This window comes from Serratia symbiotica (genome assembly GCF_000821185.2).
Taxonomy (GTDB): domain Bacteria; phylum Pseudomonadota; class Gammaproteobacteria; order Enterobacterales; family Enterobacteriaceae; genus Serratia; species Serratia symbiotica.
Genome location: NZ_CP050855.1, coordinates 278974 through 305420, shown reverse-complemented (window position 1 = coordinate 305420; position 26447 = coordinate 278974). Strand labels below are relative to the sequence as shown.

Annotated in this window: 19 protein-coding genes and 7 pseudogenes; 14 read left to right on the top strand and 12 right to left on the bottom strand. The window is 51.8% G+C overall.

The genetic code is table 11. The features are described from left to right. Positions 1-86 precede the first annotated feature (86 nt). Positions 87-1562, top strand: coding sequence for an MFS transporter (locus SYMBAF_RS01530; RefSeq protein ID WP_228457244.1), 1476 nt, complete (start codon positions 87-89; stop codon positions 1560-1562). On the opposite strand, the gene SYMBAF_RS01525 is transcribed toward SYMBAF_RS01530, so the two are convergent. From SYMBAF_RS01525 to SYMBAF_RS01510, 4 genes are read right to left on the bottom strand one after another with little or no spacing between them, the layout of a single operon-like run. Further along, positions 1547-2296, bottom strand: coding sequence for a thioesterase II family protein (locus SYMBAF_RS01525; protein ID WP_082026869.1), 750 nt, complete (start codon positions 2294-2296; stop codon positions 1547-1549). The genes SYMBAF_RS01530 and SYMBAF_RS01525 overlap by 16 nt on opposite strands. Next, positions 2293-4671 (bottom strand): ABC transporter ATP-binding protein/permease, encoded by a 2379-nt coding sequence (locus SYMBAF_RS01520; RefSeq protein ID WP_040264348.1) that lies wholly within the window; start codon positions 4669-4671, stop codon positions 2293-2295. Before SYMBAF_RS01520 ends, SYMBAF_RS01525 begins: the two co-directional genes overlap by 4 nt. After that, the gene (locus SYMBAF_RS01515; protein ID WP_052447671.1) at positions 4664-5635 is read right to left on the bottom strand and encodes an ABC transporter permease; all 972 of its coding nucleotides are present in this window, start codon (positions 5633-5635) and stop codon (positions 4664-4666) included. Before SYMBAF_RS01515 ends, SYMBAF_RS01520 begins: the two co-directional genes overlap by 8 nt. Further along, positions 5632-7182 (bottom strand): ABC transporter substrate-binding protein, encoded by a 1551-nt coding sequence (locus SYMBAF_RS01510; protein WP_040264350.1) that lies wholly within the window; start codon positions 7180-7182, stop codon positions 5632-5634. Before SYMBAF_RS01510 ends, SYMBAF_RS01515 begins: the two co-directional genes overlap by 4 nt. Positions 7183-7504: 322 nt before the next feature. Between SYMBAF_RS01510 and SYMBAF_RS01505 the strand changes: the two genes are divergently transcribed. The 5 genes and pseudogenes from SYMBAF_RS01505 to SYMBAF_RS01480 all read left to right on the top strand — a co-directional run bounded on the left by SYMBAF_RS01505 (position 7505) and on the right by SYMBAF_RS01480 (position 12174). Beyond that, positions 7505-8620, top strand: a complete 1116-nt coding sequence (locus tag SYMBAF_RS01505) for a TonB-dependent receptor plug domain-containing protein (RefSeq protein ID WP_052447672.1) — start codon at positions 7505-7507, stop codon at positions 8618-8620. Positions 8621-8671: 51 nt separating this feature from the next. Then, a pseudogene (locus SYMBAF_RS17445) lies at positions 8672-9187 on the top strand (TonB-dependent receptor domain-containing protein). Then, a pseudogene (locus SYMBAF_RS01490) lies at positions 9168-9437 on the top strand (transposase); the annotation flags it as partial. The pseudogenes SYMBAF_RS17445 and SYMBAF_RS01490, both read left to right, overlap by 20 nt. Before the next feature lie 881 nt (positions 9438-10318). Then, positions 10319-11581, top strand: a complete 1263-nt coding sequence (gene ltrA / locus SYMBAF_RS01485; protein WP_052447675.1) for a group II intron reverse transcriptase/maturase — start codon at positions 10319-10321, stop codon at positions 11579-11581. Positions 11582-11691: 110 nt separating this feature from the next. Further along, positions 11692-12174 carry a protease inhibitor I42 family protein gene (locus tag SYMBAF_RS01480; protein ID WP_052447676.1) on the top strand — a complete coding sequence of 161 codons (483 nt, stop codon included), beginning with the start codon at positions 11692-11694 and terminating at the stop codon, positions 12172-12174. Positions 12175-12240: 66 nt separating this feature from the next. Here the strand turns inward: SYMBAF_RS01480 and SYMBAF_RS01475 are convergent, their stop codons facing one another. Beyond that, the gene (locus tag SYMBAF_RS01475; protein ID WP_040264352.1) at positions 12241-13269 is read right to left on the bottom strand and encodes a hemin-degrading factor; all 1029 of its coding nucleotides are present in this window, start codon (positions 13267-13269) and stop codon (positions 12241-12243) included. A gap of 819 nt (positions 13270-14088) precedes the next feature. Continuing rightward, entirely contained in the window at positions 14089-14496 is a 408-nt protein-coding gene (locus SYMBAF_RS01470) for a hypothetical protein (protein WP_040264356.1), read from the bottom strand. Positions 14497-14637: 141 nt separating this feature from the next. On the opposite strand from SYMBAF_RS01470, the pseudogene SYMBAF_RS01465 reads away from it, so the two are divergent. Further along, positions 14638-15144 (top strand): annotated as a pseudogene (locus SYMBAF_RS01465) (transposase); the annotation flags it as partial. Positions 15145-15246: 102 nt separating this feature from the next. Then, positions 15247-15729: pseudogene (locus SYMBAF_RS01460) on the top strand (IS256 family transposase); the annotation flags it as partial. 36 nt (positions 15730-15765) lie between these two features. On the opposite strand, the gene pmbA reads toward SYMBAF_RS01460, so the two are convergent. Then, positions 15766-17106, bottom strand: a complete 1341-nt coding sequence (gene pmbA, locus SYMBAF_RS01455) for a metalloprotease PmbA (protein WP_040264610.1) — start codon at positions 17104-17106, stop codon at positions 15766-15768. Between the two features lie 169 nt (positions 17107-17275). Here pmbA and yjgA point away from each other — a divergent pair, with 169 nt between their 5' ends. Next, positions 17276-17824, top strand: a complete 549-nt coding sequence (gene yjgA / locus SYMBAF_RS01450; protein ID WP_040264358.1) for a ribosome biogenesis factor YjgA — start codon at positions 17276-17278, stop codon at positions 17822-17824. A gap of 30 nt (positions 17825-17854) precedes the next feature. Here yjgA and SYMBAF_RS01445 read toward each other — a convergent pair whose 3' ends face one another. Beyond that, the gene (locus SYMBAF_RS01445) at positions 17855-18154 is read right to left on the bottom strand and encodes a barstar family protein (protein WP_040264360.1); all 300 of its coding nucleotides are present in this window, start codon (positions 18152-18154) and stop codon (positions 17855-17857) included. Between the two features lie 5 nt (positions 18155-18159). Beyond that, entirely contained in the window at positions 18160-18618 is a 459-nt protein-coding gene (locus tag SYMBAF_RS01440) for a ribonuclease domain-containing protein (RefSeq protein ID WP_040264363.1), read from the bottom strand. A 320-nt stretch (positions 18619-18938) separates the two neighbouring features. Between SYMBAF_RS01440 and SYMBAF_RS01435 the strand changes: the two are divergent. Beyond that, positions 18939-19269, top strand: a pseudogene (locus tag SYMBAF_RS01435) (transposase family protein); the annotation flags it as partial. A 1119-nt stretch (positions 19270-20388) separates the two neighbouring features. Here the strand turns inward: SYMBAF_RS01435 and SYMBAF_RS01430 are convergent. Next, a pseudogene (locus tag SYMBAF_RS01430) lies at positions 20389-21563 on the bottom strand (IS3 family transposase). A 62-nt stretch (positions 21564-21625) separates the two neighbouring features. Between SYMBAF_RS01430 and SYMBAF_RS01425 the strand changes: the two are divergent. After that, the gene (locus tag SYMBAF_RS01425; protein ID WP_237162912.1) at positions 21626-22207 is read left to right on the top strand and encodes an AEC family transporter; all 582 of its coding nucleotides are present in this window, start codon (positions 21626-21628) and stop codon (positions 22205-22207) included. Positions 22208-22554: 347 nt separating this feature from the next. Here SYMBAF_RS01425 and SYMBAF_RS01420 read toward each other — a convergent pair. After that, a pseudogene (locus tag SYMBAF_RS01420) lies at positions 22555-22939 on the bottom strand (transposase); the annotation flags it as partial. A gap of 79 nt (positions 22940-23018) precedes the next feature. Further along, on the bottom strand, positions 23019-23429 hold the full coding sequence (gene rraB / locus SYMBAF_RS01415) for a ribonuclease E inhibitor RraB (protein WP_006709167.1): 411 nt from the start codon (positions 23427-23429) through the stop codon (positions 23019-23021). 154 nt (positions 23430-23583) lie between these two features. On the opposite strand from rraB, the gene argF reads away from it, so the two are divergent. From argF to pyrI, 3 genes are all read left to right on the top strand, one after another. After that, positions 23584-24603, top strand: a complete 1020-nt coding sequence (gene argF / locus SYMBAF_RS01410; protein ID WP_040264365.1) for an ornithine carbamoyltransferase — start codon at positions 23584-23586, stop codon at positions 24601-24603. 304 nt (positions 24604-24907) lie between these two features. Further along, positions 24908-25843 carry an aspartate carbamoyltransferase gene (pyrB, locus tag SYMBAF_RS01405; protein ID WP_040264367.1) on the top strand — a complete coding sequence of 312 codons (936 nt, stop codon included), beginning with the start codon at positions 24908-24910 and terminating at the stop codon, positions 25841-25843. A 13-nt stretch (positions 25844-25856) separates the two neighbouring features. After that, entirely contained in the window at positions 25857-26321 is a 465-nt protein-coding gene (gene pyrI, locus SYMBAF_RS01400) for an aspartate carbamoyltransferase regulatory subunit (protein ID WP_040264369.1), read from the top strand. Positions 26322-26447 lie beyond the last annotated feature (126 nt).

Here is a 26447-nt window from a genome sequence, read left to right as displayed (position 1 = left end):
ATGACGATATGAAATCGAGGAAAAACGGCATGTTAATGGATAAGGAACGGGCGAAAAATCGTAAATGAACCACATTAGTCGCAGCATTGAGCGCAGCCATCATGACGCTGGACATCACGGTAGTGAACATCGCACTGCCAAAAATAAGTAAAGATTTGCTAACTAATCTCGCACAGCTACAGTGGGTGATGAATGGATATACGCTGAGCTTTGCCGCATTGCTATTGCTGGCTGGCGCTATTTCCGACCGGATGGGTCGACGCCCCATTTTCCTGTGTGGTAACGGGGTATTCGTACTGGCTTCACTGGGCTGCGCAATGGCACCTTCAATCAATGCGCTGATTATCGCTCGTGTTCTCCAGGGCGCAGGCGGTGCCATGGTTCTGGGTACTGCGCTGGCATTGATCGCCAGTGCCTGTGAGGGTGAACCGCCGCAGGTCCGCACAAGCGCGGTGGGATTGTTTGCAGCAGGTGGCGCGGTGTCAGCAGCAACCGGACCACTGATTGGCGGCATGCTGATCCAAGGGGCCAGTTGGCCGTGGCTGTTTGCCATTAACACCCCGGTTGGATTACTGATCATCTTCTTCACCCTGCGCTATGTTGATGAGAAACCGTTACCTGCACCGCGTTATCCTCTGGATGTAGCAGGCGCAGTTTTCGTAACCCTAAGCCTGTTTAGCCTGAACTATGCAGCATTAAACTTTTCATCAGACTCCGCTCCCTATGTCTGCCACGCGCTGCTTATCGGGTTAATTTCGGCAGTATTATTCTTATGGATCGAGGGCCATCGTGGCGATCGCGCCCTGCTGCATTTGCGCCTGTTTCGCATCCCGACTTTTCTCGGTGCCATCCTGCTCAGCTTTGCAGGTCGCATTTTCAGCTTTGGCTTGCTGCCGTTTATTACGCTTTGGCTTAATGGCCTGCTGCACTACTCGGTGTGGCACACCGGTTTGATTCTGTTAAGCCAGTCGCTGGCGATGGTGATCGCCGCCGGATTGAGCGGCCCGCTCTCGCGACTGATTCCCGTACGCGTGTTGCTGGCTATTGGCATGTTCATTGTCGCCATTGGCCTGACAATGAGCAGCCATGTACAAATCAACAGCGACTGGTTGGTGATCCTGCCGCTACTGCTGATGCAGGGCGTCGGTGCTGACCTAACCATGCCGCATCTGATGGATCTTGCCGTCAGCGTCGTTCCTGCGCACCAAGCGGGTGCCGCGTCGGGAACTGCCAATACTTTCTTCCCCCTTGGCACCGCCGTGGGTATCGCCCTGTTTGGGCTGCTACTCAGTCATGTGATTCAGCAAGCGTTGCCGCTTTCCCGGTTGAGCGCTTCAGACATCAGTGAACCTGCTTCAGCATTACAGGCCATCAGCAACGCGCGATTCAATGTACTCACTGCCGTACCCGGACTGCAGTTACAGGCGCAGCAGGCATGGGTTGATGCACTCAACCTATTGTTCCGCGTAGCAGCCGTGACCAGCGTAATAGCCGGTCTGGCGGCACTGTGGTTAATTCGTCCGGCACAACCGCAGCCTGAACAGGCTCAGGAAAGCGCCTGAACCGCCTTTAAACGTGCCTGCAACCTTGAGATAAGCGGTTGCGGCTGTTCACTGAAATAAAAATGACCACCGCGAAAACGATCCAGAGTGAAACTGGCCGTTGTCCAGGTGGCCCACCCTTCAGCCTGCTGCTGATCAAGTTCCGGATCCTCGCTTCCCACGAAGGCGGCAATTGGGCATGACAGCAGCTGTGTTGAACTCAGTTGCCACTGCTCAATCAACGCATAATCGGCCCGCATAGTAGGCAGGATAAGTTCGCGCATCCCCGGCAGTGCCAACAACGCAGGGTCGGTACCGTCCAAACGCAGTAGCTCATTACACAGTGCCTCATCATCCTGCTGGTGCAGGATACCTAGCTGGTGAAACTGCGGGGCCTCGCGGGCGGAAACCGCCAGCAACTGCGGCTGAGGTAAGTCCTCACGCTGCAATGCCAGTACAGTTTCATGCGCGACAACCGCGCCCATGCTGTGACCGAACATGGCCCAGTGCTCGCCAAGACGAGGGGCAATGGCCCGCGCAACTTCCCGCACCAGTTCTGGCATAGAAGCCGGGATGGGCTGCTGCCAGCGTTCCAGACGACCGGGATAGCAGATCACATTCAATTCAATTTCCGGTAGAAGATGCTCACGCCAGCCACGATAGAGCCCAGCGTTACCACCTGCATGCGGCAGGCAAAACAGCTGCAACTTGGGCGTCTCGCATCCGCTTAACGTTCGAATCCAGGGTGAAGTCATCGTTGTGTATCCGTTGTGAGTTGGGCTGCTCCAATTAGCTGGCGCGTCACCTCATGCGCGGGCCGGGCAAGCAGTTCAGACACGCGACCCTGATCGATCACCATGAGTGTGCCTCCCAACGGCTTAGGAAGGGTTAAGTCATGGGTGATAATCATTAGGGCAATTCCTTGATTTCGCTGCAAATGTTGCAGGAGTTTTACTAACTCCATGCGAGTTGGCCCATCCACTGCGCTGGTCACTTCATCGCACAACAAAATGTCTGGGCAGGAAATCAACGCTCTTGCCAACGCCACACGTTGCTGCTGACCGCCGGAGAGCATGGCTGGTTTTCGGGAGAGCAGATTCGGCTCAAGGCCAACCTGGCTCAACACCGAGCGGATCCTCTGTTCACACTGTTCGGCATTCAGCGTGGGTTCAATAAGACGCAGGGGGCGTTGCAGCAACGCACGCACGCAATAGAAAGGATTCAGGGAGCTGGCGGGATTCTGTGCAACATATTGCAGCTGCCATTTTTGCGACTGGCTACGTTGATGAATTTTTAGCGGTAGCATCGTGTTCTGCATGCTTAATGTGCCGCTGGCATCAGGTTGTAAGCCTGCCAGGGTACGCAGGAAAGTGGTTTTACCGCCGCCGGATCGACCAGCAATGGTCAGCGTCTCACCGCATCTCAGTGAAAATTGCAACGATACGAGAGCCGTTCGGCCGTCATAGGCAGCACCAATCCCCTCACCACTTAACAGGACTGGATAAGAGGATTCATCAGGCTGAGCGGGAGCGCATAGCTGCCAAGCGTTAAGCGACTGTTGACCTGCCTGACTGTTTGGCGCGCGCAAAAATGCCTGAGTGTGTTGTTGTTCGACCATTTCACCCTGTGACATCACCAGAATCCGGTCGGCTATCTGGCTGGCCTGCGGAAAATCGTGCGCGACAAATAATACGCTCATGTGACGCGCACGCGCAGTCGAGGCGATCCAGTGCATTACCGCTTGGGTGCTAATCCCATCCTGGGCGCTGGTAGGTTCATCCATCAATAGCAAGGCGGGATAGCCGAGCATGGCGGCTACCACCATCACCCGCTGGCGCTGCCCGCCGGAGATCTGATGCGGATAGCGCTGTAAAAACGCCTCATCATCCGGTAATCCCAGTTGCCGGAAATGTGACGTCACCTGCTGATCGCGTTGTGCAACTGTAAGTCCGCGACGTGCTGCCATCAAACCTAAAAAAGCGCCCAAGGTTTGCGATGGCATCATGCTTAGACGTGGATCTTGCGGCACAAATCCCACTTGTTGAGCACGTAACTTTCGCAGCGCACGTGCATTCATCAAAGACAGCGCCTGATCCGCCAGCCATACCTCACCGATAATGACGTCTGTTGCGTTGGGAAAGTGTCCCAGTGCCGCACGCAGTAACGTACTTTTACCACTGCCTGAAGACCCCACCAGCGCGGCAATTTCGCCGGTTTTCAGCTGCAGCGAAAGTGCTTTTATCAATGTCTGTTCAGGCAGTTTTAAGCTGAACTGCTGAATATCCAGCACATTGCAGGTGGTGCTATGCGCGCCAGCAAACTGTGGGTCTGGCAGAAATCTTCGTCTGCGCGAGTCAATATTTAGCCCATCAAGACTCAGGTTAAGGGGGATAAGTAACAGCAAGATTGCGATGATTGGCGCTAACGTTGCCCAGGGCTGGAACGACAAACCTTGGCGGTTCTCCATAATCATCAGACCCCAGTCAGCCAGGGGTTGTTGCGCAGCTAGTCCAAGGAAACTGGCGGTCGCCAAAATAAAGATCGCTGCCAGCAAGCGAATGCCGACATCTGCGCTGAGCAATGGCAACAGGTTAGGCGCAATCTCCCGACAGAGAATCGCTGCCAGTGACTCACCCCGGCAGCGCGCCATGTCGACGTAATCTTGCTGTAATTGTTGCAGTGTCGCTGCACGTACCAGACGGAAAATATCCGGCAACATCACCAACATCGCGGCGAACACCGCCGCCTGATAACCACGCCCGCTTACCGTAACCACCAGCGTCAGCAACAGCAGGCCCGGAATACTCAGCAGGATGTCCGCTATCAACAGCAGCACACGATCAATCCAACGCCCCTGTAGCGCAGCAAACATTCCCAGTAATCCACCTGTAAGCCATGCCAGCAATACGCTCAGGCAGGCCAGCAACAGCAAGTACTGACCGCCGCTGAGCAGACGACTGAATACATCCTCTCCCAGATAATCCGTCCCTATCCAGGCGGCCGAGTTTGGCACCGAAAACGGCATATCGCGTATTTCATCGATCGCATAAGGTGCCAGCCAGGGACCGATGAGGCTGATGAATGCCACCAGCAGAAACAATCCCACTCCCGCATATTGTCGTTTACGCATCAATGCCCCCCTGACGGGTGGCGGGGTTAAGCAGTGCGGTCAGACTATCGACCAGAAGATTAAGTAACACTGTTAGCGTACAAATCACCATCGCAATGCCCATCACCACTGGCGTATCACGCGATAAGGTTGCATTGAATAGCGCCGCCGCCAACCCTGGCCAGCCAAAAAGCGTTTCAACAGTTAACGCGCCGCCAAACAAGTAGGTGATGTATCGCGCCAACACCGGTAAACAATGGCCTAGCGCTTCTGGCAGGATCCAGTGCAACACGACGCGTGGTTCCGCGACACCATTCAGGCGAGCGCACTCGCAAGCTGGGGATTGAGAGGCACGCATAACACCGAGGCGGATCAATTTGATGTTCTGCGCCAGAGAGACGCTGAGCAGTGTCAGAATGGGCAGAATAAACAGTGACCACTGTGACCACAGCGATTGGGTTGGCGAGATGAGCGATAACGCAGGTAACCAGTGCAGCGTTAACGCAAACACCGTCACCAGCAGCGTACCGGTCACAAACTCCGGTAACGCCACCAATCCCAGAGAGAGAAGACTAATGAGCCTATCGATGGCGCTACCTAGATGCAGCCCGCAATACACGCCCGTGATCACGGCGATCATCACCAGTAACACACTCGCACTGGCACCCAACGCCAGTGAGAAACGCCCACGCTCCCAGAGCAGCTTATTTACCGGACGCCCATTCAAATAGCTGGTTCCCCAGTGGCCGCGCACAACTCCATTAGCCCATTGCAGATAGCGTGCTGCTAAAGGCTGATCAAGTCCCAGTTCCAAACGTAAAGCAGTTATCTGCTCGCCACTGCCCGTCCTTGCAAGGCGCTGGGTGGCGGCATCCCCTTTTACCAGAGACATGGCACTAAAGATAATTACCGAAAGTAACCATAGGGTGAAAACCGCCTGTGTGGTGCGCCACAGCAGGCGTTTGATTGAATCCTTAAACATCATGCTGGACGCAGCCAGGCATCACGTAACAGCGGGTAGTCGAAGAAACCGACCGCTTTCACGCCAAACACGCCGGGCGCAGAAGCAGCAATAGAAGGAATACGCGCAAAGACGGCGTCACCGCCCTGCTGCCATAAATAGTGCTGAACATCAGCAACACCTTGGCGCAATGCATCGGCGCGTGCTGCCTGCATGGCATTTATCAGGCCGTCGAGTTGCGGCGTTGCGGGGCCGGTGAATGACCAGGGGGCCGCAGATCCGTAGTAGAACGGCAGCGCAACGGGTAGCGGCATCGGATGGTAGAGATTGGTTTGCAACGGCGTGTTGAGCAGCAGGTTAAAATCGCTGTAGTAATCGGCAGCAGGCACACGATCCAGTCGCAGATCAAAGCCCGCCCCTTTTGCCTGACGCAACAGTAACGTGGCGCTTTCGGCGGTGCCGTATTCATAGTCGCTGGTGCGTATCGTGGCGGCAACAGACTTTACGCCTGCCTTCTGCAACAGCGAACGGGCGCGTTCAGGATCGTAATGACGGACTGGCAAATCCGTGTTGAACCAGGGTTGTCCTGCGCACAGCGCATCGTTAGCCACTTCACCCAAGCCCATGGTCACGACCCGCACCATCATTTCACGGTCAATCGCGTATTTCAGCGCCTCCACCACTTCGGGTTGGTTAAATGGGGCTTTGCTGAGATTCATACTGAACGCCAGATTGCTCATTTCCGATTTTGGTGAGTGCCGCAGCTTCACGGCCGGGTTAGCCTGCTCTGCCCTCGCTGTTAATGACGCCATGCCACCGACATAATCAAACTGCCCCGCTTTCAGGCCGTTGAGACGTGCTGCGGTGTCACTCATGCTGTAGAGCTGAATCTCATCCAGCCACGGACCGCCGTTTGCGGCATCCCAATAGTCCGAGCGTGCCTGCAACACACTTTTATCCTGTGACCAGGATTTCAGCGTGTAGGATCCACTGCCGATAGCAGCAGCAAAGTCCTGCGTATTTTCTGGAAATATGAAGATTGACTGAGCCAGTAATAAATCAAATGATCCCACTGGTTTGTGCAACTGCAATGTCAGCGTGTGATCATCTTCAAGACGAGACGCGGCAAGATCGAGCGGCTTCAGCCAACCATTTTGGCTGCTAGGCTGGCTCAGCCAAGTACGCAAACTGAACATCACATCTTTACTGGTAAGTTTACGGCCATCACTGAATGTGACGCCCTGGCGAAGTTTAACGGTCCATCTCGTAGCATCACGATTGGGATCGGCTGATTCCATCAGGCGCCAGACGATGCGCTGATTGTCTACTTCTGCTAATGAATCCCACACTAATCGTGCGCGTATATAGCCGATATTGCTATTGGTGGATCGCAATACGTTGGTGGAATCACTGCTTGAACTGGCAAAGGCTGCGCGCAAGACGCCTCCTCTGTTAGGTTTGGGTTCATCAGCCCAAGCCAGCGGTAGAAATCCGTTACTGAGCGAGATGCCTGCGCCAATAACCATTGTTTTTATCAGTGTTCGTCTGGTCAAACCCTCGTTCGTATCCATATCCCTATCCCTGCCTCTACCTTAACGAAACCTTAAATTTCCGCCTCATTATTGATTACTACATATGCTATATCATTACAGCGTTATCAGCGATATTGATTATCATTATCAAATAAAAAATTAATAAAACCTTTTGATTGTTATCATGTAGAGGATTTCTATGGGACGCATAACCACGTATTAAGTAAGGGGAAAATTCACGCAACGCGCCGTAACAGGCCTTTCACTACTTACCCTCGCACGGCAAAGTGCATGGGCGCAGCCAAATAATTCGACGTTGACAGTTACTGCGTAAGGAGAGAAATCACACGGTAATAAGCTTTTGGCAAAGGAAAGCAGCAGTGCCACTAAAACCGCCACGCCGCTGGTGGAAACACCGCAATCGGTATCCGTGATTACCCGCCAACAGATGGATGACCAAAACACGCGCAGCCTTAATGAAGCGCTACGCTACACGCCGGGCGTGGGTTCAGAACAACGGGGAGGCGTAACCGCTTTCGATCAATTCACCATTCGCGGATTTAATTACAGCTTCACGGGTAACTCAGATGTTTTTCAGGATGGTTTATGTAATACCAACGGCTTACTGTATGGTATTCAGCAAGTAGACCCCTTCCTGTTGGAAAAGATAGATGTATTGCGCGGACCCGCTTCAGTGCTCTATGGCCTGTCGAATCCCGGCGGCGTCATCGCACTGACCAGTAAATTGCCGACGCGCGAAACTATCCGTCATGTCGAAGTCGAAGGTGGCACCAACAATTATGGCCGGGTTGGACTGGACTTTGGTGGGGCATTGAATGACAGCGGGACTGTTCTGTATCGTTTCGCAGCCACCGGACATCTCACCGACGGCATACAACAAAGCACTAAACCCAAAGGCTACGCGTTGGCACCCTCTATCACATTTAACCCCGACTACAATAACAGTCTGACGCTTTATTCACGCTTCCAGCACGATCCGAATCTAGGCGTTCTCACTTCTTTGCCTGGGTATGGCACGGTGTTCCCCAATCCCAATGGTAAACTGCCACTTGATGCTTACCCTGTCGAGCCAAACCACAATACGTTTAGCCGCAAGCAATCAACGGTGGGCTACAGCTACACCCACAGTTTCAGCAAAGACTGGTCAACTGTGCTGAAAGGTCGCTATTTCGGCGAAACATCCAATTATGATGCGGTGGTGATGTCCAGTCTGAACGACGACATGCGCACCATTAGACGCAATACCGCAGTCTCCGATGAGCATTACAACACCCTTAATTTTGATAATCAGATCCACGGCTTTTTCGACACCGACGCGCTAAGCCATGAGTTACTCACAGGCGTGAACGTTGACCACACGCGTGGCAACGCCAACTACGGTAGCGGCAGCGTTTCACCTCTGGATATCTATCACCCTAACTATGGTGTCGCAGAGTATGGCCCGACCGCGCTGTAGCAAGACAGCCGCGTCTCATCAACGCAAACTGGCGTCTATGTACAGGATCAGATCGCCTGGCAACAGTGGCGCACCACCTTAGGTATCCGTAATGACTGGAGTAAAATCATTAACAAAGATTTTCTCTACGGTCAGAACTACGAGCAACACGATCAGGCCACCACTGGACGCGTCGGCCTGAATTATCTGTTTAACAATGGCATCTCGCCTTATTTCACTTGGGCGCAGTCTTTCCAGCCGGTCGCAGGTCTTTCTCGCGATCAGCAGCCCTTTAAACCCAGCCGTGGCGAACTCGATGAGTTTGGCGTGAAATACTAGCCACACGGCTCCACTACCCTGCTTTCTGCCACAGTGTACAACCTGACACAGGATAAGAGCCTAAGCACTGACCCGGTGAATACCGCCTTCCAGACTCAGGGCGGCAAGATTCGTGCACGCGGGCTTGAGCTGGAAGCCAGGGGTGCCTTGACCGATCAGTTCAACGTGATCGGCAGCTACACCTTGCAACAGGCGAAATACATCCAGGACACGCAAGGCCTCGAAGGCTTTAGTACCCAGACAGAATAGCTCCGGTGGAAAGGCGAAACTTGGGAGGATCACTAAAGAAGGTGACTCTTATTTGCGCAGACTGCGGGTTCTTGGGGCCAGAGCATTACTGGCAAGTGCGATAGGGAAAAACGAGCCTGTCAGTCGCTGGGCTTTGCAAATACGGGAGCGTCGTGGTTATGGCCGGGCACTGGTCGCCATAGCGGCAAAAAATGCACGTATGTGCTGGGCAATGTGGCACTTGCAGGATGAATTCAGGTCACCAGTATAGTACTGATTAAAATGAATAATACCACCGCGTGATAAGTAACTGTTGATCAGTTAAAGGTTAGGACCTACGCCAGAGGGTACTCGTGGAACCGCCAGGACAGATTATCCGAAAAGATTGATGTCCGCATTTCGAATGGAGTCTCAGGCGTGCGTCTTTCATCAGGGTCCGCAGCTAGCCAGAAATGGCATGTTGCATTTATGGCCGTTTATAGGCTCGCTGTCCGCAATCTTTTAACTATATCAACGGATATGTTACGCATAAAAAAATCGCTATTGACCATTAAGGGATGTCCTTATAGGCGGTTCCCCGGTACTATCACAAAATTTTGGCGGCTTGCGGCTTACGTGTGCCACGAATGTACCCTATGGCAAATAAGGGTGCAATGCTGTGCGAGAGATGAGGGGCGGCCCCTCGGAGGCGGTGTCCAGATGCAGCCTTCAAACTACCCTGAGCTGCTGCCGTTAAGAGCGGTGGTGGTGAGCGTCAGGGAAAAGGCGCAGTCAGATGCGTCATGTATGTGTTGTGAAGATGAACGAGAGTGAACTGTAGATGCAGTGTCGAAAGGAACAAGATGATGTCAAAAACGCGCTTTCTAAGCGGTGCGTGATAAGTCCAGCGGTTATCTGGTTACTGGCTGGTCGGCATCCGGCATATAGACAGCATGAGCACAACACAGGCTCTGGCATGGAACGTGGGAACCTGTCGTCCCGATGCGAAGGGAGCGGCGTCGAGCAGAAACCCTGCGAGCGCCAGAGTACCAATGCGGGGCACAGGGGCAGATGGTTCCGTAGTAGTGATGAAGCGTCTGTAATGGACGTGGAGCGAAGGGGGCCAGTCGTTGGGGCTGTACTGCAGGCCAACCGCATAAGCGGGAGGAGCCTGTGAACCAGTCCAAACCGTTTGCGTTATCCAGACATGCCGTCTGGAGCGCGTACAAGAAAGTAAAAGCCAACAAAGGCAGTGCTGGGATCGATGGTCAGTCGATTGAGGAATTTGATAGGAACCTCGTGGGGAACTTGTACAAAATCTGGAACCGAATGGCCTCGGGCAGCTATATGCCGCCAGCGGTTCGGCGTGTTGATATACCCAAGGCGACGGGTGGAACGAGACCCCTGGGGATCCCCACAGTCTCGGATCGCATTGCGCAGATGGTTGTCAAAGACATGCTGGAGCCGATTCTGGAGGCACTGTTCCACAATGACTCTTATGGCTATCGCCCGCACAAATCTGCGCACGATGCCCTGAGGATGGCCCGGCATCGATGCTGGCGTACTGACTGGGTGCTGGACGTGGACATCAAGGGGTTCTTCGACAATATCGATCACGAACTCCTGATGAGAGCGGTGTGCAGGCATACGGACTGCAGATGGGTGAAACTCTACATTGAGCGATGGCTGACCGCATCGGTGTGTATGCCGGACGGAACGGTGCAGATGAGGGACAAGGGAACGCCTCAGGGCGGAGTCATTAGTCCATTACTTGCCAATCTGTTTCTGCATTATGCATTCGATATGTGGATGACGCGGGAATTCCCCGTCGTCCGGTTCGAGCGATACGCTGATGATGTAGTCATTCACTGCAAGAGTCATGCTCAGGCAATGATGCTGCGTGGCAGGCTCAGAAAACGGCTGGCTGAGTGTAAGCTGGAGATGAGTCCGGGCAAGACTAAAGTCGTTTACTGCAAGGACAGGGAAAGAACGGAAGCATATCCTGAAATCAGCTTCGACTTTGTGGGCTATACGTTCAGGCCAAGAAAGTCCTTCTCGAAAGAGGGAGAGCTGTCGGTGAATTTCCTGCCAGCAATGAGCGGCAGAGCTGCGAAGGCAATCCGGCAGACGGTACGGGGCTGGGATCTGAGCCACAAAACGCCGTTATCGCTGGAAGTCATGGCCCGTTGGCTCAACCCCATGTTACGGGGCTGGGTTAAGTACTATGGTCACTTTTATCGTTCAGCAATGAACTGTATAGCCACTCATGTAGATCTGCACCTTGCGAAATGGGTCGCCCGCAAATATAAGCGGGTCCACGGTAGTCTGGCTCAGGCATATGAATGGTTAAGACGGATACAGCGCGCCAGGCCCGGTCTGTTTGCACACTGGGAAATTTGTACGCGGCGTGAGTGGTCAACGACAAGAGCCGGATGACGGGAGACTGTCACGTCCGGTTCCGTGGGAGCGCAGGGGGGAAGTTCCCTTGCGCGACCCGATAACCCCTTTTTCCGTAACAAGACCTATATTGAGATTATCGTATCCTGATGATGAGTCAGAAGTTAATAAGTGCGCAACGTTTTATACTGAAACTCTATAAAAAGACGATATTAAGCACCGCCGTTTTTTTCACAAAAATATTTCAAGATCTATTAATGGTGATTAAAGTGAGAAAGATAATTTTGATTTTAGCATTTTTCTTTCCATTAATGGCCGTATCTACCCCTTACGGTAACCCATTACAGAAAAAAATAGTCAAAAAAGGAAAAATGTTCATTATAAAACTTCCTGCAAACCCAACGACTGGTTATGGCTGGACGGTAAGAAAATCACCACACCAAGTTATTTATCTTGGAAAACACTATGTACAATCACCAGAGTGTAAAAAAGGTATTGTGGGATGCAGTGGCATAGAGATTTTGAGATTTAATGCAATTGAGGCGGGTAAAGGTGAGTTACAGCTTCAATACGTTCGTCCGTGGGATCTCCCCTACCTAAAAGCAGGGGTAAAACTGTGGATGTCGAGTTAAAAAAGTGAGTTAAGATCTACATACAGGTATTGTATAAGGGGTTTGAGGGCCAGATTCGGGGAGCCACTACACATCATTTGCTTGCAGCGCTGCGATTTGCTCACGCCAGTGAGTTTGTTCCGCTTGCCCCTCGGTACGCTGCCCGTTAAGCTGGGCAATCTGCGTACCATCGGCGGCAAACAGTTCCAGGCTGGTGACGATGCCGTCTTTGGTCGGTTTACGAGTGACCCAGCTTTCGGCGATCGCATTTTCGTCCAGGTGCAGCTTGAAGCGGCGGTTAAAGATATTGATCCAGCCTTTCAGCGGCATCCAGCGCTCGATCTGGCCGGTAAAGATTTGCACACAGCCACGGTTGCTGACAAAAATCATAATTTCGTTTTGCCGCTGCTGGGCAGCATTTAACAACTGCGTCAGCGCACCATTATCCACTTGAAAGGCCAGATCGTCGCCAACAGCGCGAAACACCTGTTGGCGCGTCAGCTTATTGCGGCTTAGCAGCTTGAAAAACTGGTGAACATCGATCATTTCACGCCATTCGCGGTCGATTTTTTTAGCGTCCGGCGTGGTGCTGAGAGGAACAGCCTCAGCAGGAAGTAATATCAGGGGCGGATTTTCCGCGTTCTTGTGGCGTTCAACCAACGCCATCCACACTGGCAAATCAGTTTTGTCGGTGGTGTACACTTTATGTAATGCATCGCCCTGATGGTCAAAGAACTGAATGCTATGGCGCACGCCACATTTGCTCGTCTCGCTCATGGCGAAGGCGCTGGCCCACTGGTTGAGGAACAGACGCAAATCCAGTTCACGCGGATTGAGGATCAGGCCTGCATGGTCGTTGAGATGCTGGTTACGGTAGCACCCCATCAGCTCATGCACAGCATAAAGATTACGGGTGATGGATTTGGTGACGCCGATGTATTCGAGGTCGGCGAGCAGGATGCGGGTATTAGCCTGCAAGCGGTGAGCATCATGGCCGACGCGGGCATGGATTAGCTCAGCTTCACTTACACCAAGGAGACTTGCCAAATCGCGAGCGTATTTTCCCGGATGATCGACTTTAGCCTGTTGGTAGCGTTCATACAGGGTTCTGCTCATCAATTGATTTCCTACATCTAAAATGGGGGGGGGAGCAGGACTTAACATCCACACAGCCCTCAAAGGCGATGATTCCCACTACGTTCAGACCAAAGTCTGAATCATTGCTGTGGAGTTCTGATTCAACGGCTGTAATAGTGATTCCTTAATCCATTGCGTATCTGCATCGGTTTTCAAGGAAACAAAGTACGAAGTTGTCTTGGTTAAGGGGATATTTTTATTCTCCTTTTTATGATTCTCATTCTGAAGTGCCAGTGCACAACTAAAAAACACCAGGCCCCAGTTCAATACCGCATATCATGCTGCTGACCATTTGGTCTTTACTGGAGTTTGTAGGCCCGTAGTCGTTTCATATCGTCCATGACAAAAGAAACTGATATTAGATGCGGTGGACACTGCGTATTCCTGACACAGGTTCATTTAGTGTTTTTACCAAATATCGCTAAAATATCTTTGATCTTGATCAAGATGCTATTGAAAAGCAGGGGCGCGAACTGGTTGCCGAGCAAACGGCTGCTGGCCTGGCATCAGCAACGGAAAGGCGGGCGACCTTACAAAATGAAGCCCATAAAATTGCGCCTAGCAATGGCATCAATGGGACGACCAAAGACAAATGTACTGGCCCAGTAAATCAGGACACTTTTTACTCAGCCATTTGCTTATAACGCACGGGCGACAGTTCCCCATTATCCACATGATTTATATAAAAATTGTAGTAACGGATGTAAGTTTAGTGTCCTGATTATTCTACCACTACATAGGGCTTCAACACTGGATTTCAGATTTTGGTTCGCCGGACTCCAGTCTGTGCTCCAGAAGCTATCCCGTACAGTTCCCGGCTTTCCAGAATGAGGCGACCTTCTTCCAGGTGTGCCTTTGCCGCTTCATTTCGGCTGAATTTATCTGCTTTTTTGCCCGTTCGTAGAAATCTGCAGCCTGGTCACGCTTAAGCTGACTGAACTTGTCGCCGGGCAATTTCAGCGACAGACGCGCCATGATGTCCTGACGTGAATTTTCATCGCTGCCGGCAACGTCAGACAGCAGGGCGCAAAGCTTCGTTGCGGCCTCAGAATTCCATGCTGCGCCGGCAATGGCATGGGCGAGGGATGCAACGCTGTGCTCCTTTTTATGCGGCAGCAGCGCTGATATTACCTCCTCTTTGTCGAGGTATTTGTTCTCGCACAGCCGGTGTAATAAAGAAACCCATGCCTCTGCAAGGGGAGCCATTCCGCCTGCTGCCACCCTGGTTGCCAGTCGTTGACATTGCCGGGTCGGACTGCCATAGCCGCCACCGCAGGGGCGGAGGCGGCAACCGAAGTCAGTTCAGTCACAGCTTTCAGGGCCTGCTCCGGGCGCTTATCAGCCATCAGAAAGACCAGAGGAGCCTGGTACAGTGTGAAGTACCTCGGCCACTACCTGAAGCGCCCGCCGGTGTCAGCTTCACGCCTGCGTCACTACGGCGGCGGCGCGGTGATCCATCATTACCTGGACCACCGCACGGGGAAGCATAAATGGCAAACGCTGAGCCAGGAAGAGATGTTCGGGCGTTATTTTAGCCACGTTCCATCGCGGCATTTTAAGAAGATGGTGCGTTACTCCGGCTTTCTGGCCAACCGCAAGCGGGGAACGCTGCTCCCCCTGGTGTATGAGGCCCTTCAGATGCAGGCGCGGAAAAAACCGGAGAAGCCGGGGTTCGCGGTGCTGATGAAAGGCTTCCTGGGTACGGATCCATACAAATGTATCCTGTACGGCGACAGGCTGCGTTTTGCCGGGGCACAGGCAGGTACGCATGCAACTGAATTGCTGTCGGAAAGGCTGCAGGGGATGGAGAAAAAACGATGGCTCCAGATGCCAGCGCTGGATCAGTGTGCCTGAAAAATGGATCTATGGTTATAAATTCGTCATGGTAGGCTTTTTAAGGGAGTGTTAGAAATTCTGTGTCATTCAAGTCAATATACAATTAAAAAGGCATGACACATGTCTCAACTCTTCAATTTCGATAAAGCCCTGAAAGCACTTCAGGATGGTCAGGCACTGACGGGCAAAGATGGCATCTTAACACCGTCAATCAAACAGTTAACTGAGGCTGCGTTAGCTGCTGAGCAGGACTCTCATCTGGCTCAGGATATTACCGCTAACCGTAAAAATGGCTCGTCTAAAAAGACAATAAAAATACCCTCCGGTGCCTTTGAACTCGCCACGCCCCGTGATCGTAACGGTACTTTTGAGCCTCAACGAGTCAAAAAACATCAGACCACGCTTTCCGATGGGATTGAGCGCAAGATCATCCGTATGTTGGCACTGGGCATGAGTTACAAGGATATCAGCCAGGAAATTGAAGACCGGTATGCTTTCAGTGTTTCCAGCGCCACGATCAGCGCCGTCACCGATAAAGTTATTCCTGAGCTGAGACAATGGCAGCACCGCCCGCTGGAGGCGGTTTATCCCTTCGTCTGGCTGTAGGGGCGGCCGGGCGAACGCCAGCCGCGTAAGGGGTTACTGACCGGCGATCTTCATTTCCGGCAACAGCACCGAACCACACTGAATATTGCTGCGGATCTCGGTATCGCTGCCAACGCTAACGATATTACGCAGCATCTCCTTCAAGTTGCTGGCGATAGTGATCTCGCTGACTGGATACTGAATCTCGCCGTTTTCCACCCAGAAACCAGCTGCGCCACGCGAGTAGTCGCCAGTCACGCCGCTAACGCCCTGCCCCATCAGTTCGGTCACCACCAGCCCAGTACCAAGCTGTTTCAGCATAGCGGCGAAGTCGCCACCCTGACCGGCAATGCGCCAGTTATGAATGCCGCCAGCGTGACCCGTACTGTACATGCCTAACTTGCGCGCGGCATAACTGGTCAGCAGCCAGGTTTGCAGCACACCATCCTTAACGATGTCACGCCTTTGAGTACGCACACCTTCGCTATCGAATGGTGTCGATGCCAACCCTTTCAACAAGTGTGGGTGTTCTTCAATGGTCAGCCAATCTGGCAGGATTTGCTGACCCAGCGAGTCCAGCAGGAAGGTGGATTTGCGATACACGCTGCTACCGCTAATGGCACCCACCAGATGGCCGAACAACCCGGTAGCTACTTCCGCAGCGAACAGCACAGGGGCTTTCATCGTCGACAGTTTACGCGGCACCAACCGTGCTAGCGTACGGCGTGCACATTCCTGCCCCACCCATTCAGGACTTTGCAGATCATCCATCGCACGCCCGATGGTATAGGCGTAATCACGTTCCATGTTGCCATCATGCTCGGCGATCACACTGCTGGACAGCGAATGGCGGCTGGAGAGGTAACTCTGTAACATACCCTGGCTATTGCCGAATACCTTAATGCCGTAGTGGCTGTTAAAACTACCACCTTCGGTATTGGTGATACGCTTGTCCGCCGCCAGCGACGTCTGCTCGGCGCGGGCTGCCAGCTCGATGCCACGTTCAGCATCCAGCTCGGTTGGGTGGAAGAGATCCAGATCCGGCGCATCAAACGCCAGAAGATCTTTTTCTGCCGTGCCAGCATAGGGATCTGGTGAGGTATAGCGGGCAATATCCAGTGCCGCCTGCACAGTGCGGGCGATGGCCTCCCGGCTCAGATCGGTAGAGGAAGCGCTGCCTTTGCGCTGCTGGTGATACACGGTGATGCCCAAGGCACCATCACTGTTGAACTCAACGTTTTCCACCTCGCCAAAGCGGGTGCTAACGCTGATACCCGTGGATTTGGTTACCGCGACTTCCGCCGCATCGGAACCGGCATGCGCCAGTTCCAAGGCCTGTGAAACGGCCTGCTCCAGCGCTTTGCGCTGTTCTGCAATTTGAGTGACTGCGTTCATCAATCTGCCATAATTAATCAGAAAACCGTTGAGAAAAGTATCGTGGTGGCGCATGGAGTCACACGCAAGAATACTGAGATTTATGCCGTCGAGTCTAACAGGAACCGCGTTGAATTTCGCATTAAAACCAGCAACCTGTTAGGATTAGCCTCTTTTAATGGAGCCAACCATGAACAAACAGCCTGAAGACTGGCTCGGCGATGTCCCAATGAATGAAAACCAGGACGAAGACGAGATAATCTGGGTCAGTAAAAGTGAAATCAAACGTGATGCCGAAGCGCTGAAAGATCTGGGAGCCGAACTGGTCGATCTGGGCAAAAACGCGCTAGAACGCATGCCATTGGACGAAGACCTGCGTACCGCCATCGAATTGGCGCAGAAGATCAAGAAAGAGGGCCGCCGCCGCCAGTTGCAACTGATCGGAAAAATGCTGCGCGCCCGTGATGTAGAGCCAATCCAAACCGCGCTCGGCAAGCTGAAAAACCGCCATAATCAACAGGTTTCGCTGTTCCACAAGCTGGAAATGCTGCGTGACCGCTTGGTGGAAGAAGGTGATGATGCGATCCCATCTGTCTTGGGTCTGTATCCAGAAGCCGATCGCCAGCAACTGCGTTCACTGGTGCGCAACGCACAGAAAGAACAAGCCACCAATAAACCACCTAAAGCTTACCGCCAAATCTTCCAGTACCTGCGCAATCTGGCTGAGATAGCCGAATGATCAACGGTACCACCCAGGGATGAACCTGCTTCATCCCCGGTGATGTACCGATTCACCGCCGCTTTCGCGAACATTAAAACGCAAGCTGCCATCCAGTTCTTCTTCCGCCTCTTCAAACAGCAAAATAATTGCGCCGAAGCAACGCTTGCGGCGAGCACTGAGGTGGATGAATTCTATCTCCACCGGCAGACTGATATCGCCGGTTACCACGTCCCATAACGCATCTAGATTGGCACCAAATTCCTCGCCTAGCGCGAACTGGTGCGCAAATTCACGGTAGAAAGCCGGCACATCTTGGATCTGTTCAAAATCGAACTCTACTTTTGCCATCCCGCTCACTCCACCCGAATGAAGTTTTTATAATGGTCGCGCGAGACAAAGATCAGACCGTCGTTGGAATACAGCAGGCGATCGGCACCACGTCGGCCACACTGATAATTGATGTCCGCCTCACGCCATACCCGGTAGTGGGCGCTAGGCAATTGCCCCTCACGGTTAGAGAACCGATCACCGCCAATCGCCTTGCCCGGCAGCACCGAGCACAGATTGCCATCGCGAGGCTCCCAGCCTTGCTCACGCGCTTGCTTCTTGGTGATGTAATAGTCCGGCAGCCGTTGATGCTGATGCAAGTAGCTGACCACCGTCTGCTGATGAGTCAGCCGACCCATGCTCTGCTGCTGCCCTTGTGCGTCCCTTGACGCATCAATGCTGCTCGCCCACTCGGTGCAGCGCTGTGCGCTGAACCCGGCTATCACAGCGGCGATGATGATCGCCACGAGAATCCGCTTGTTCATTGCTTTACCTGAATGATTGCCGCCAGAGGTGCCGCAGCCCCTAGGCCAGTGAGGTGGTATAAAGATGAAAAGGATGAAACAAAAATGGCTAGCGCATAACGTTTTCACCGCAGGTATCTTTGTCACCTATCGTGCTAATTATACCATTTTACGGCAGTTTCGGCACTCAGAGTAGCCCTAAAAGCAACCCGCCTACACGCTGGATACTGATCCAGTATAGACACGGATGCGTGGTCCGGTGTGGAGACATCCGCTATCAGGGCAAGATCATGAATTAAATTGTGTGATTCACAGACATCGTTTCACTATAATGACTCGTTATGGACAGGGAAATTCAACAGCGATTGCTGTGGGTAAAACTCTATGAAACGTCTGGTGATGCGGGGCTTGTATGCCGCCGTTGTGGTATTTCGCGCCATACATGACGTATAGTGGCACAGGTATCTGACACCGGGATTGGCGGGTCTGGAAAGCCGTCGCCCCAAGTACTCACCATCAACCAAAGCTGGCCCGAGTGAAGTCGCACTGATTCTTGAGCTATGTTCCCTCTGGAATCTGGGCACAAGGCGGATTCAAAGCGAGCTAAAGAGGATTCATTCAATATCTCTGGTCATGGCTACGATCCATAAAGTTCTTTGTCGGAATCAGGTTTAAGGTAGCAACCAGCTATGTTATTCAGAGACTTAGAAAAAGAATACAAAGTTGAAGGGCAATGCCCCATGGTCTTGGATACCTCGGTAAAGAATTGACTATTGCTATCTTTAAATGTATGCCAACCATTAGCAGATTCTTTCCATGAAGTTTGAGCAAAAAGGTAGCTCTTTATAATTTTATTCACATATCTATGCCGATCTCCATCTTTGCATAAAGTAGCTACCTTATCAAAAAATAGATTCCAAACTTGCCAAAAATTCTCATATGTATTTAGCTTATCTTCAGCAAGAATAAATTGCTGAAATCAATCTGCAATAGGTTTAGAGCCATTGAAGTCGTCAAGAAACGGTTTCAAATAATCGGAAATATCATGCATAGATGCATTAAGCGTAAAATAAGCAAACCTTTCCAAGAAGGAGTAGCGAACAGAGTAATCAACTCTATCTTCTCAGTCACACGATAATAGGCTTGAAGAAAACTGTTTAACAATGAAAGCCCCCCATTGCTTATGTTCAGTATTAACAGTGTCAACGGGAATCAACTGGAAAGCCGTATTTAAAATATGTTGATCAACTTTCTCCACACCCCATAAATCATTTATGGATATTGTATTATTGATAATATTTGATAAATATTGCTCATGATCGTTTAAAAATATCTCATTGAGTTTTATTTTTTAATATCATAGACTCCTTGTTGATAACTCTCATGAATAATTTTCCTCCCAAGCATTTCGTACTTTGGCTTTAAAGTCAAATATTCAATTAACAGAGACTGCATATCATCAAAATAGTCGCCCCACAATTTATGAATCGCCATGCTAGGAAATACGGAGTAGCGACCTCCTACCATTCCAATAGAATGATCATTAAATAACGTCAATAGTAATATTATTTTGACGGTATCCCTACCCATTGGGTAATTATGAAAGACTACAGGTAGGGCTGAAATGGCTGACGTTGTTCCATCAGATATCTGATATCAATAATCAGGCATTAACGGAAGTTTTGAATACGCCAAGATGATATCTTTACAGTATTCTCTATCTTCTTCAGTGAGCTGCTTGAAATACTCTATTATCAATATAGAGCAAGCATCTGCTGGTATATGTAGTGGTCAACAAAAACTGGCCACGGCTTTAGAGTTTTTCCAGAACAATCGTTCTGATTCATTCGGCGTCAAACCACCATTATATTGATGAGGTCTGATCTGACTGTAATATCCCGTGATGTAATGAGTTATCGCCGTGCTGGCTTCGCTAAAATTCACGCATCCATTATCCGGCACCCACTCCGTTTTCAGACTTCTAAAAAAACGTTCCGTCGGGCTGTTATCCCAGCAATTTCCTCTGCGACTCAGGCTTTGCTATATCTGATATCGCCACAGTAACTGTCTGAAATTCCTGCTGGTATAGTGGCTGCCTTGATCCGAGTGATATAGCAAGTCAGCGGGCTTTCCTCGCGCTTCCCAGGCCATGGACAGCGTTTTCGCTGTCAGTGCAGAGTCTGGGAAAAATGACAGCGCCCAGCCAACCGATTTACGGGAAAACAGATCAAGCACAACGGCTAAATAAGCCCAGCGTTTACCCGTCTAGATATAAGTCACATCACCGCACCACACCTGATTAGGCTCTGTTACTGCAAACTGGCGTTCCAGATAATTGGGGATCTCTACGTGTTCCTTAGACGCCTTCTTATATCGATGACCAGGCTGCTGACAGCTGATGAGATTAAGTTCTTTCATTAGCTTGGGTGCCCGCCAGCGGCTTAGTTTTACACCTTTGTTCGTGACCATCGCGGCAATATTACGTGCGCCTGCGGAGCTGTTACTTTCGCGATAACTTTCACCGACAAGACTGAGTAATGCCACCCGTGTGGCATCAGGCTTTTTTGGCTGCCGCCAGTATTTGTAGCTGCTGCGATGAACCCCAAACACGTTGCACACAACGGCAACAGGAAACCACGCCCTGAGTTTCTCAACTCATGAGAACTGTTCAGGGAGTCTGACATCAAGAGCGCGGTAGCCTTTTTTAATCTATCTCTTTCCATTTCAACGCGTTGAAGTTTTTTCTTCAGCTCGCGTATTTCAATCTGCTCAGGTGTCATGGGTGAAGCTATGGGTGATTTTCCCGCTCGCTCTTCTTTCAACTGGCGGCCCCACTTATCCATCGTGGATTTGCCGACATTCATTGCCGTAGCAGCGGTGGCAACGGTGTAATGCTGATCGAGTACAAGCTGGGCAGCTTCGAGACGAAACTCGGCGCTAAAATTACGTCTGTTACGTCCGGTCATAATGTCACCTGTTTTGACTATGAGCCGATGATATCACCTCTATTTAGGGGGCCAAATTAACTATGCCACTACAGTTCGGCAGTGAGGGGGTGGCGCTGTCCGGCTTCTTTGTGGCATATATGATCATTCTGACCAATATCATGAGTGTGTTGGTGATGAACCACTACGGCACCGGTAGCAAGAAAAGCCTGAGTGGAGCGCTGTTGGCACTGACGAAAAACCCCCTGATCATCGGCGCGCTGTTGGGGGTGCTGATGAACCTGTGCAACCTACACATTACCGGCGCGATAAAACAGCTGTTCGTGTATCTGTCTCACGCTGCAACGCCACTGAGCCTGATGTCGGTTGGCGCAGGGCTGATTGTCAGCATGCATATCCGCAAGCTGGTTTCCATCTCTTATGCGACCATGCTGAAATTGGTGGCAATGCCTTTGATTACCATTGCGCTGGTTCACTATTTCGGTGCCACCGGCGTGCCGGCCCGCATCGCGATTCTCTATTCTGCCGTCCCTTGCGCTGGCAACGCCTATATTTTGGCGCGGCAAATGGGTGGCGATCATGAAGCGATGGCCTCCATCATCACCTCGACGACGCTGCTTTCGATCATCACCGTCACCTTCATCCTGGGCAGCGTAGCCCTTTAAGGGGTTTGAGGGTCAAGCGTACGTTTCCGTACGCTTGACCCTCAAACCCCATACACTGTATCGGGTGGACGGCAAGACCTGGTTGAGCACTGTTGCAAATAGCGGATAGCGTTAAACTTATCGCCACCTTTTTGCTGAGGGAGCAGCGTATGGATCCTTTCCGTGGTCGTCATTTTCAGCATGACATCCTCCTGGGGGCGAGATGCGTCTGGTGAGCAGAGCCTTTGAAATGTAAGACTCTATTACCGAACATGAGGTCTGTCCCTCCTCAATCTTTGCAACAGTGCCGTTATTTTGATGGATGCGACCTACGGCAGTCGACGTATGTGCATTGAATGACGGGAACACAGCGTGTTACATGCGGCGGCAATCTCTCGCGTGGTCATGTCTTTGGCGTACAGCAACAGGATTTGGTTATCCATCCCGGTAATTCGGGTCTGGTTTTTCTTCACCAGTTGCGATTTAAAGGTTGCTTCGCGATCGCGGGCAATACGCAGCTCCAGCGGGCGATCAACAGTGGTTACGATCTTTGTCGAGTAGTCATTGCGGGGTATTGGAGCCAGATTTGGGCTGATTTTTATCGTAGCCCAGGTGGTGAGTCATTTCAGCGTTGGGAGCTGCCTCGACGCTAATTTTCTTCAGCAGGCGAGCGAACTGGCTAAGGTCCTCAGGGGTTTTGAGATTTTTGACCAGTTCGTTAGCCAGAGCTTGCAACTGTTTTCGTCCATAAATTAACCTTCATTTGATGCTGGATTGAACATATCAAAATCAGGCAATTACACAACTTTATGTACAGGCTCAATACAGTTAATCAGTGGCGCTTACCTTCGTCGTCGTCGCTGAAATCACTACCTTCGTCGTCCGCGTTCGGATCTTCAAAATAAGTCCCCCAACCGTCGTAGTTGACACCACAGCGCTCCGCCAGCGCCACCAATTGCTCCACCTGCGTGTCGATGAGTTCGGCGTTCAGACCAACTTCACTGATCACATCGCAGCCCATCACCAGTGAACCGTCTTCAATTTCCAGCTCTTCAGCGTCGGTCACTTCAAAGCCCAGCTTGAAGGCTTCCACGGCAGCCTGCTCCAGTGCTTCAAATTTTTCAGCAGAGAGATGGTGCTCTATGGTATAGAGCGCGTGTGGATCGCTGCCATCTTCCAGCAGTTCTTCGATGATCAGGCGGGTATCTTCACGTTGTTCTTCCACCAATGCACGGTTTGCCATACCTATATCCTCAAGTCAGATTTCCTTCTATTTTCACACACTGCCGATATGGCTTCCATGATAAACATGAAAGATTTCTGCTCAAGAGTTGAAATTGAATATTCACACATATAAAGTGAATTATAATTCAACAAATCAACCAGGATATACGGAAATGAGTACCAGAAACCCGTTCTACAAACGCCACTTGCTAAGGTTAATGGATCTCACACCTACAGAGCTGCTGGCGCTGCTGGCACTGGCTGCCGATCTTAAACAGGCGAAAAAGCAAGGCCGGGAAACACGCCGACTTCTGGGCAAAAACATTGCGCTCATTTTCGAAAAAAACTCGACCCGTACCCGATGTGCTTTCGACGTTGCCGCATTCGATCAGGGCGCCCAGATCACCTACCTCGGCCCAAGCGGTAACCAGATCGGCCATAAAGAATCGATGAAGGATACCGCCAGAGTGCTAGGCCGCATGTACGATGGCATTCAGTACCGTGGCTACGGCCAGCAATGGGTGGAAACGCTGGCCAACCATGCTGGCGTACCGGTGTGGAACGGGTTGACCAACGAGTTTCATCCAACCCAGTTGCTGGCGGATCTGCTCACCGTGCAGGAACAATTGCCGGGTAAGGCGCTGCACGAAGTGAAGCTCGCCTATGTCGGTGATGCACGCAACAACATGGGCAATACTCTGCTGGAGGCCGCCGCATTGACGGGCATGGATCTACGGCTGGTAGCCCCGAAGGGCTGTTGGCCCCAGGCAAAACTGGTAGCCGAGTGCCAGGCGATGGCACAACAGACCGGCGCAAAACTCACATTGACTGAAGATATCGCCACAGGGGTGAAAGACGCAGACTTCCTCTATACCGATGTGTGGGTGTCGATGGGTGAGCCGAAAGAAACCTGGCAAGAACGTATCGCGCTGCTAAAGCCATACCAAGTCAACACAGCGATGTTGAAACTGACCGGCAATCCGCAAGTAAAGTTCCTGCATTGCCTGCCAGCATTCCATGACCATCAAACCACACTCGGCAAGCAAATGGCGGAACAGTACGGGCTGCACGACGGCATGGAAGTCACCGATGCGGTGTTCGAATCGCTGCACAGCGTCGTATTTGATCAGGCGGAGAACCGGCTACACACCATTAAGGCGGTGCTGGTCGCCACGCTGAGCGAATCGATTTAAATCCGCCATAACTAATTAGGATGTCGAGTGGCAACCAGGCTGCTGGGCATCAATGGCAAAAATCGACGTTTTACCGTTTGCAGTAGCGAGAAGCCTGCGTATAATGCGCGGCAATTCGCCAGGAGAAAGCATGAAACACAACCTTTGTTTTGCTACCCACAATCGGCAGCCAATTAGCAGTTCGCTGCCGTTGTTTCTCTTGTTGCTAGACTGATTGTTTCAGGCCCCTCGTTGAGGGGCTTTTTTTTGCTTTGAGAATATCCCAACGTCCCGCGCCACGGGCATGCGTCGAGGAAAGTAAAAAATGGCCAATCCGCTGTATCGCAAACATATCATCTCTATTAATGACCTTAGCCGCGAGGATCTGGAACTGGTGCTGCGCACTGCCGCCAGCCTGAAGGCCCATCCGCAGCCGGAACTGTTGAAGCACAAGGTGATCGCCAGTTGCTTCTTTGAAGCCTCGACCAGAACCCGTTTGTCATTCGAAACCGCGATGCACCGCCTCGGCGCATCGGTAGTCGGTTTCGCAGACGGCAACAACACCTCGTTGGGTAAAAAAGGCGAAACCCTGGCCGATACCCTCTCGGTGATTGGTACCTATGTGGATGCCATCGTGATGCGTCACCCACAGGAAGGTGCGGCGCGTATGGCATCGGAATTCTCTGGAGGCACGCCGGTACTCAACGCCGGGGATGGTGCCAACCAGCATCCAACCCAGACCCTGCTGGATCTGTTCACCCTAAAGGAAACCCAAGGCCGTCTAAATAAGATCAACATCGCCATGGTCGGCGACCTGAAATATGGTCGCACCGTGCACTCACTCACCCAAGCGCTGGCCAAATTTGAGGGAAACCGTTTCTATTTTATCGCCCCAGATGCACTGATGATGCCAGCTTACATCCTGAAAATGCTGGATGAGAAAGGCATTGAATACCGCTTGCACAGCAGCATTGAGGAAGTGGTGCCAGAATTGGATATTCTTTACATGACGCGGGTACAGAAAGAGCGTCTCGACCCCTCCGAATACGCCAACATGAAGGCACAGTTCGTGCTGCGCGCGACAGATCTGGCCGGCGCGCGCAACAACCTGAAGGTGCTGCATCCGTTGCCACGCATTGATGAGATCACCACCGAAGTGGATAAAACGCCGTATGCCTACTACTTCCAACAGGCGGGCAATGGCATCTTTGCTCGCCAGGCACTGCTGGCACTGGTACTAGACGCGGATTTAGCACTATAAGAGGAGAGCCACCATGACCCACGATAACAAAATGCAGGTCGAAGCGATCAAATGCGGTACGGTGATTGACCACATTCCCGCACAGATCGGCTTTAAGCTGCTAACCCTGTTCAAACTGACCGCCACCGATCAGCGTATTACCATTGGCTTGAACTTGCCTTCCAACGCGCTGGGTCGCAAGGATCTGATCAAGATCGAGAACACTCTTCTGACCGAACAGCAAGCCAACCAGCTCGCTATGTATGCACCTAAGGCGACGGTAAACCGCATTGACAACTACGCAGTTGTGCGCAAGCTGACCCTCAGCCTGCCGAACCATATTGATGGCGTGCTAACTTGCCCCAACAGCAACTGTATCAGCCGCAGCGAGCCGGTGGCGTCGAGCTTCAGTGTCAAATCCCACGATGGCGATGCGCACCTGAAATGCCGCTATTGCGAGAAAGAGTTCGAACATCAGGTGGTGCTACAGGCAGACTGAAATAAGCCCGGCAACGCTGTTAATCTGTTCGCCACGCCTTATAATAGAACGCTGTTAAGCACCTATCATTGATTTGCTACTTAGGGTCAACGCGCAGCTCACAACGTTGCAGTTTGCAAGACACAG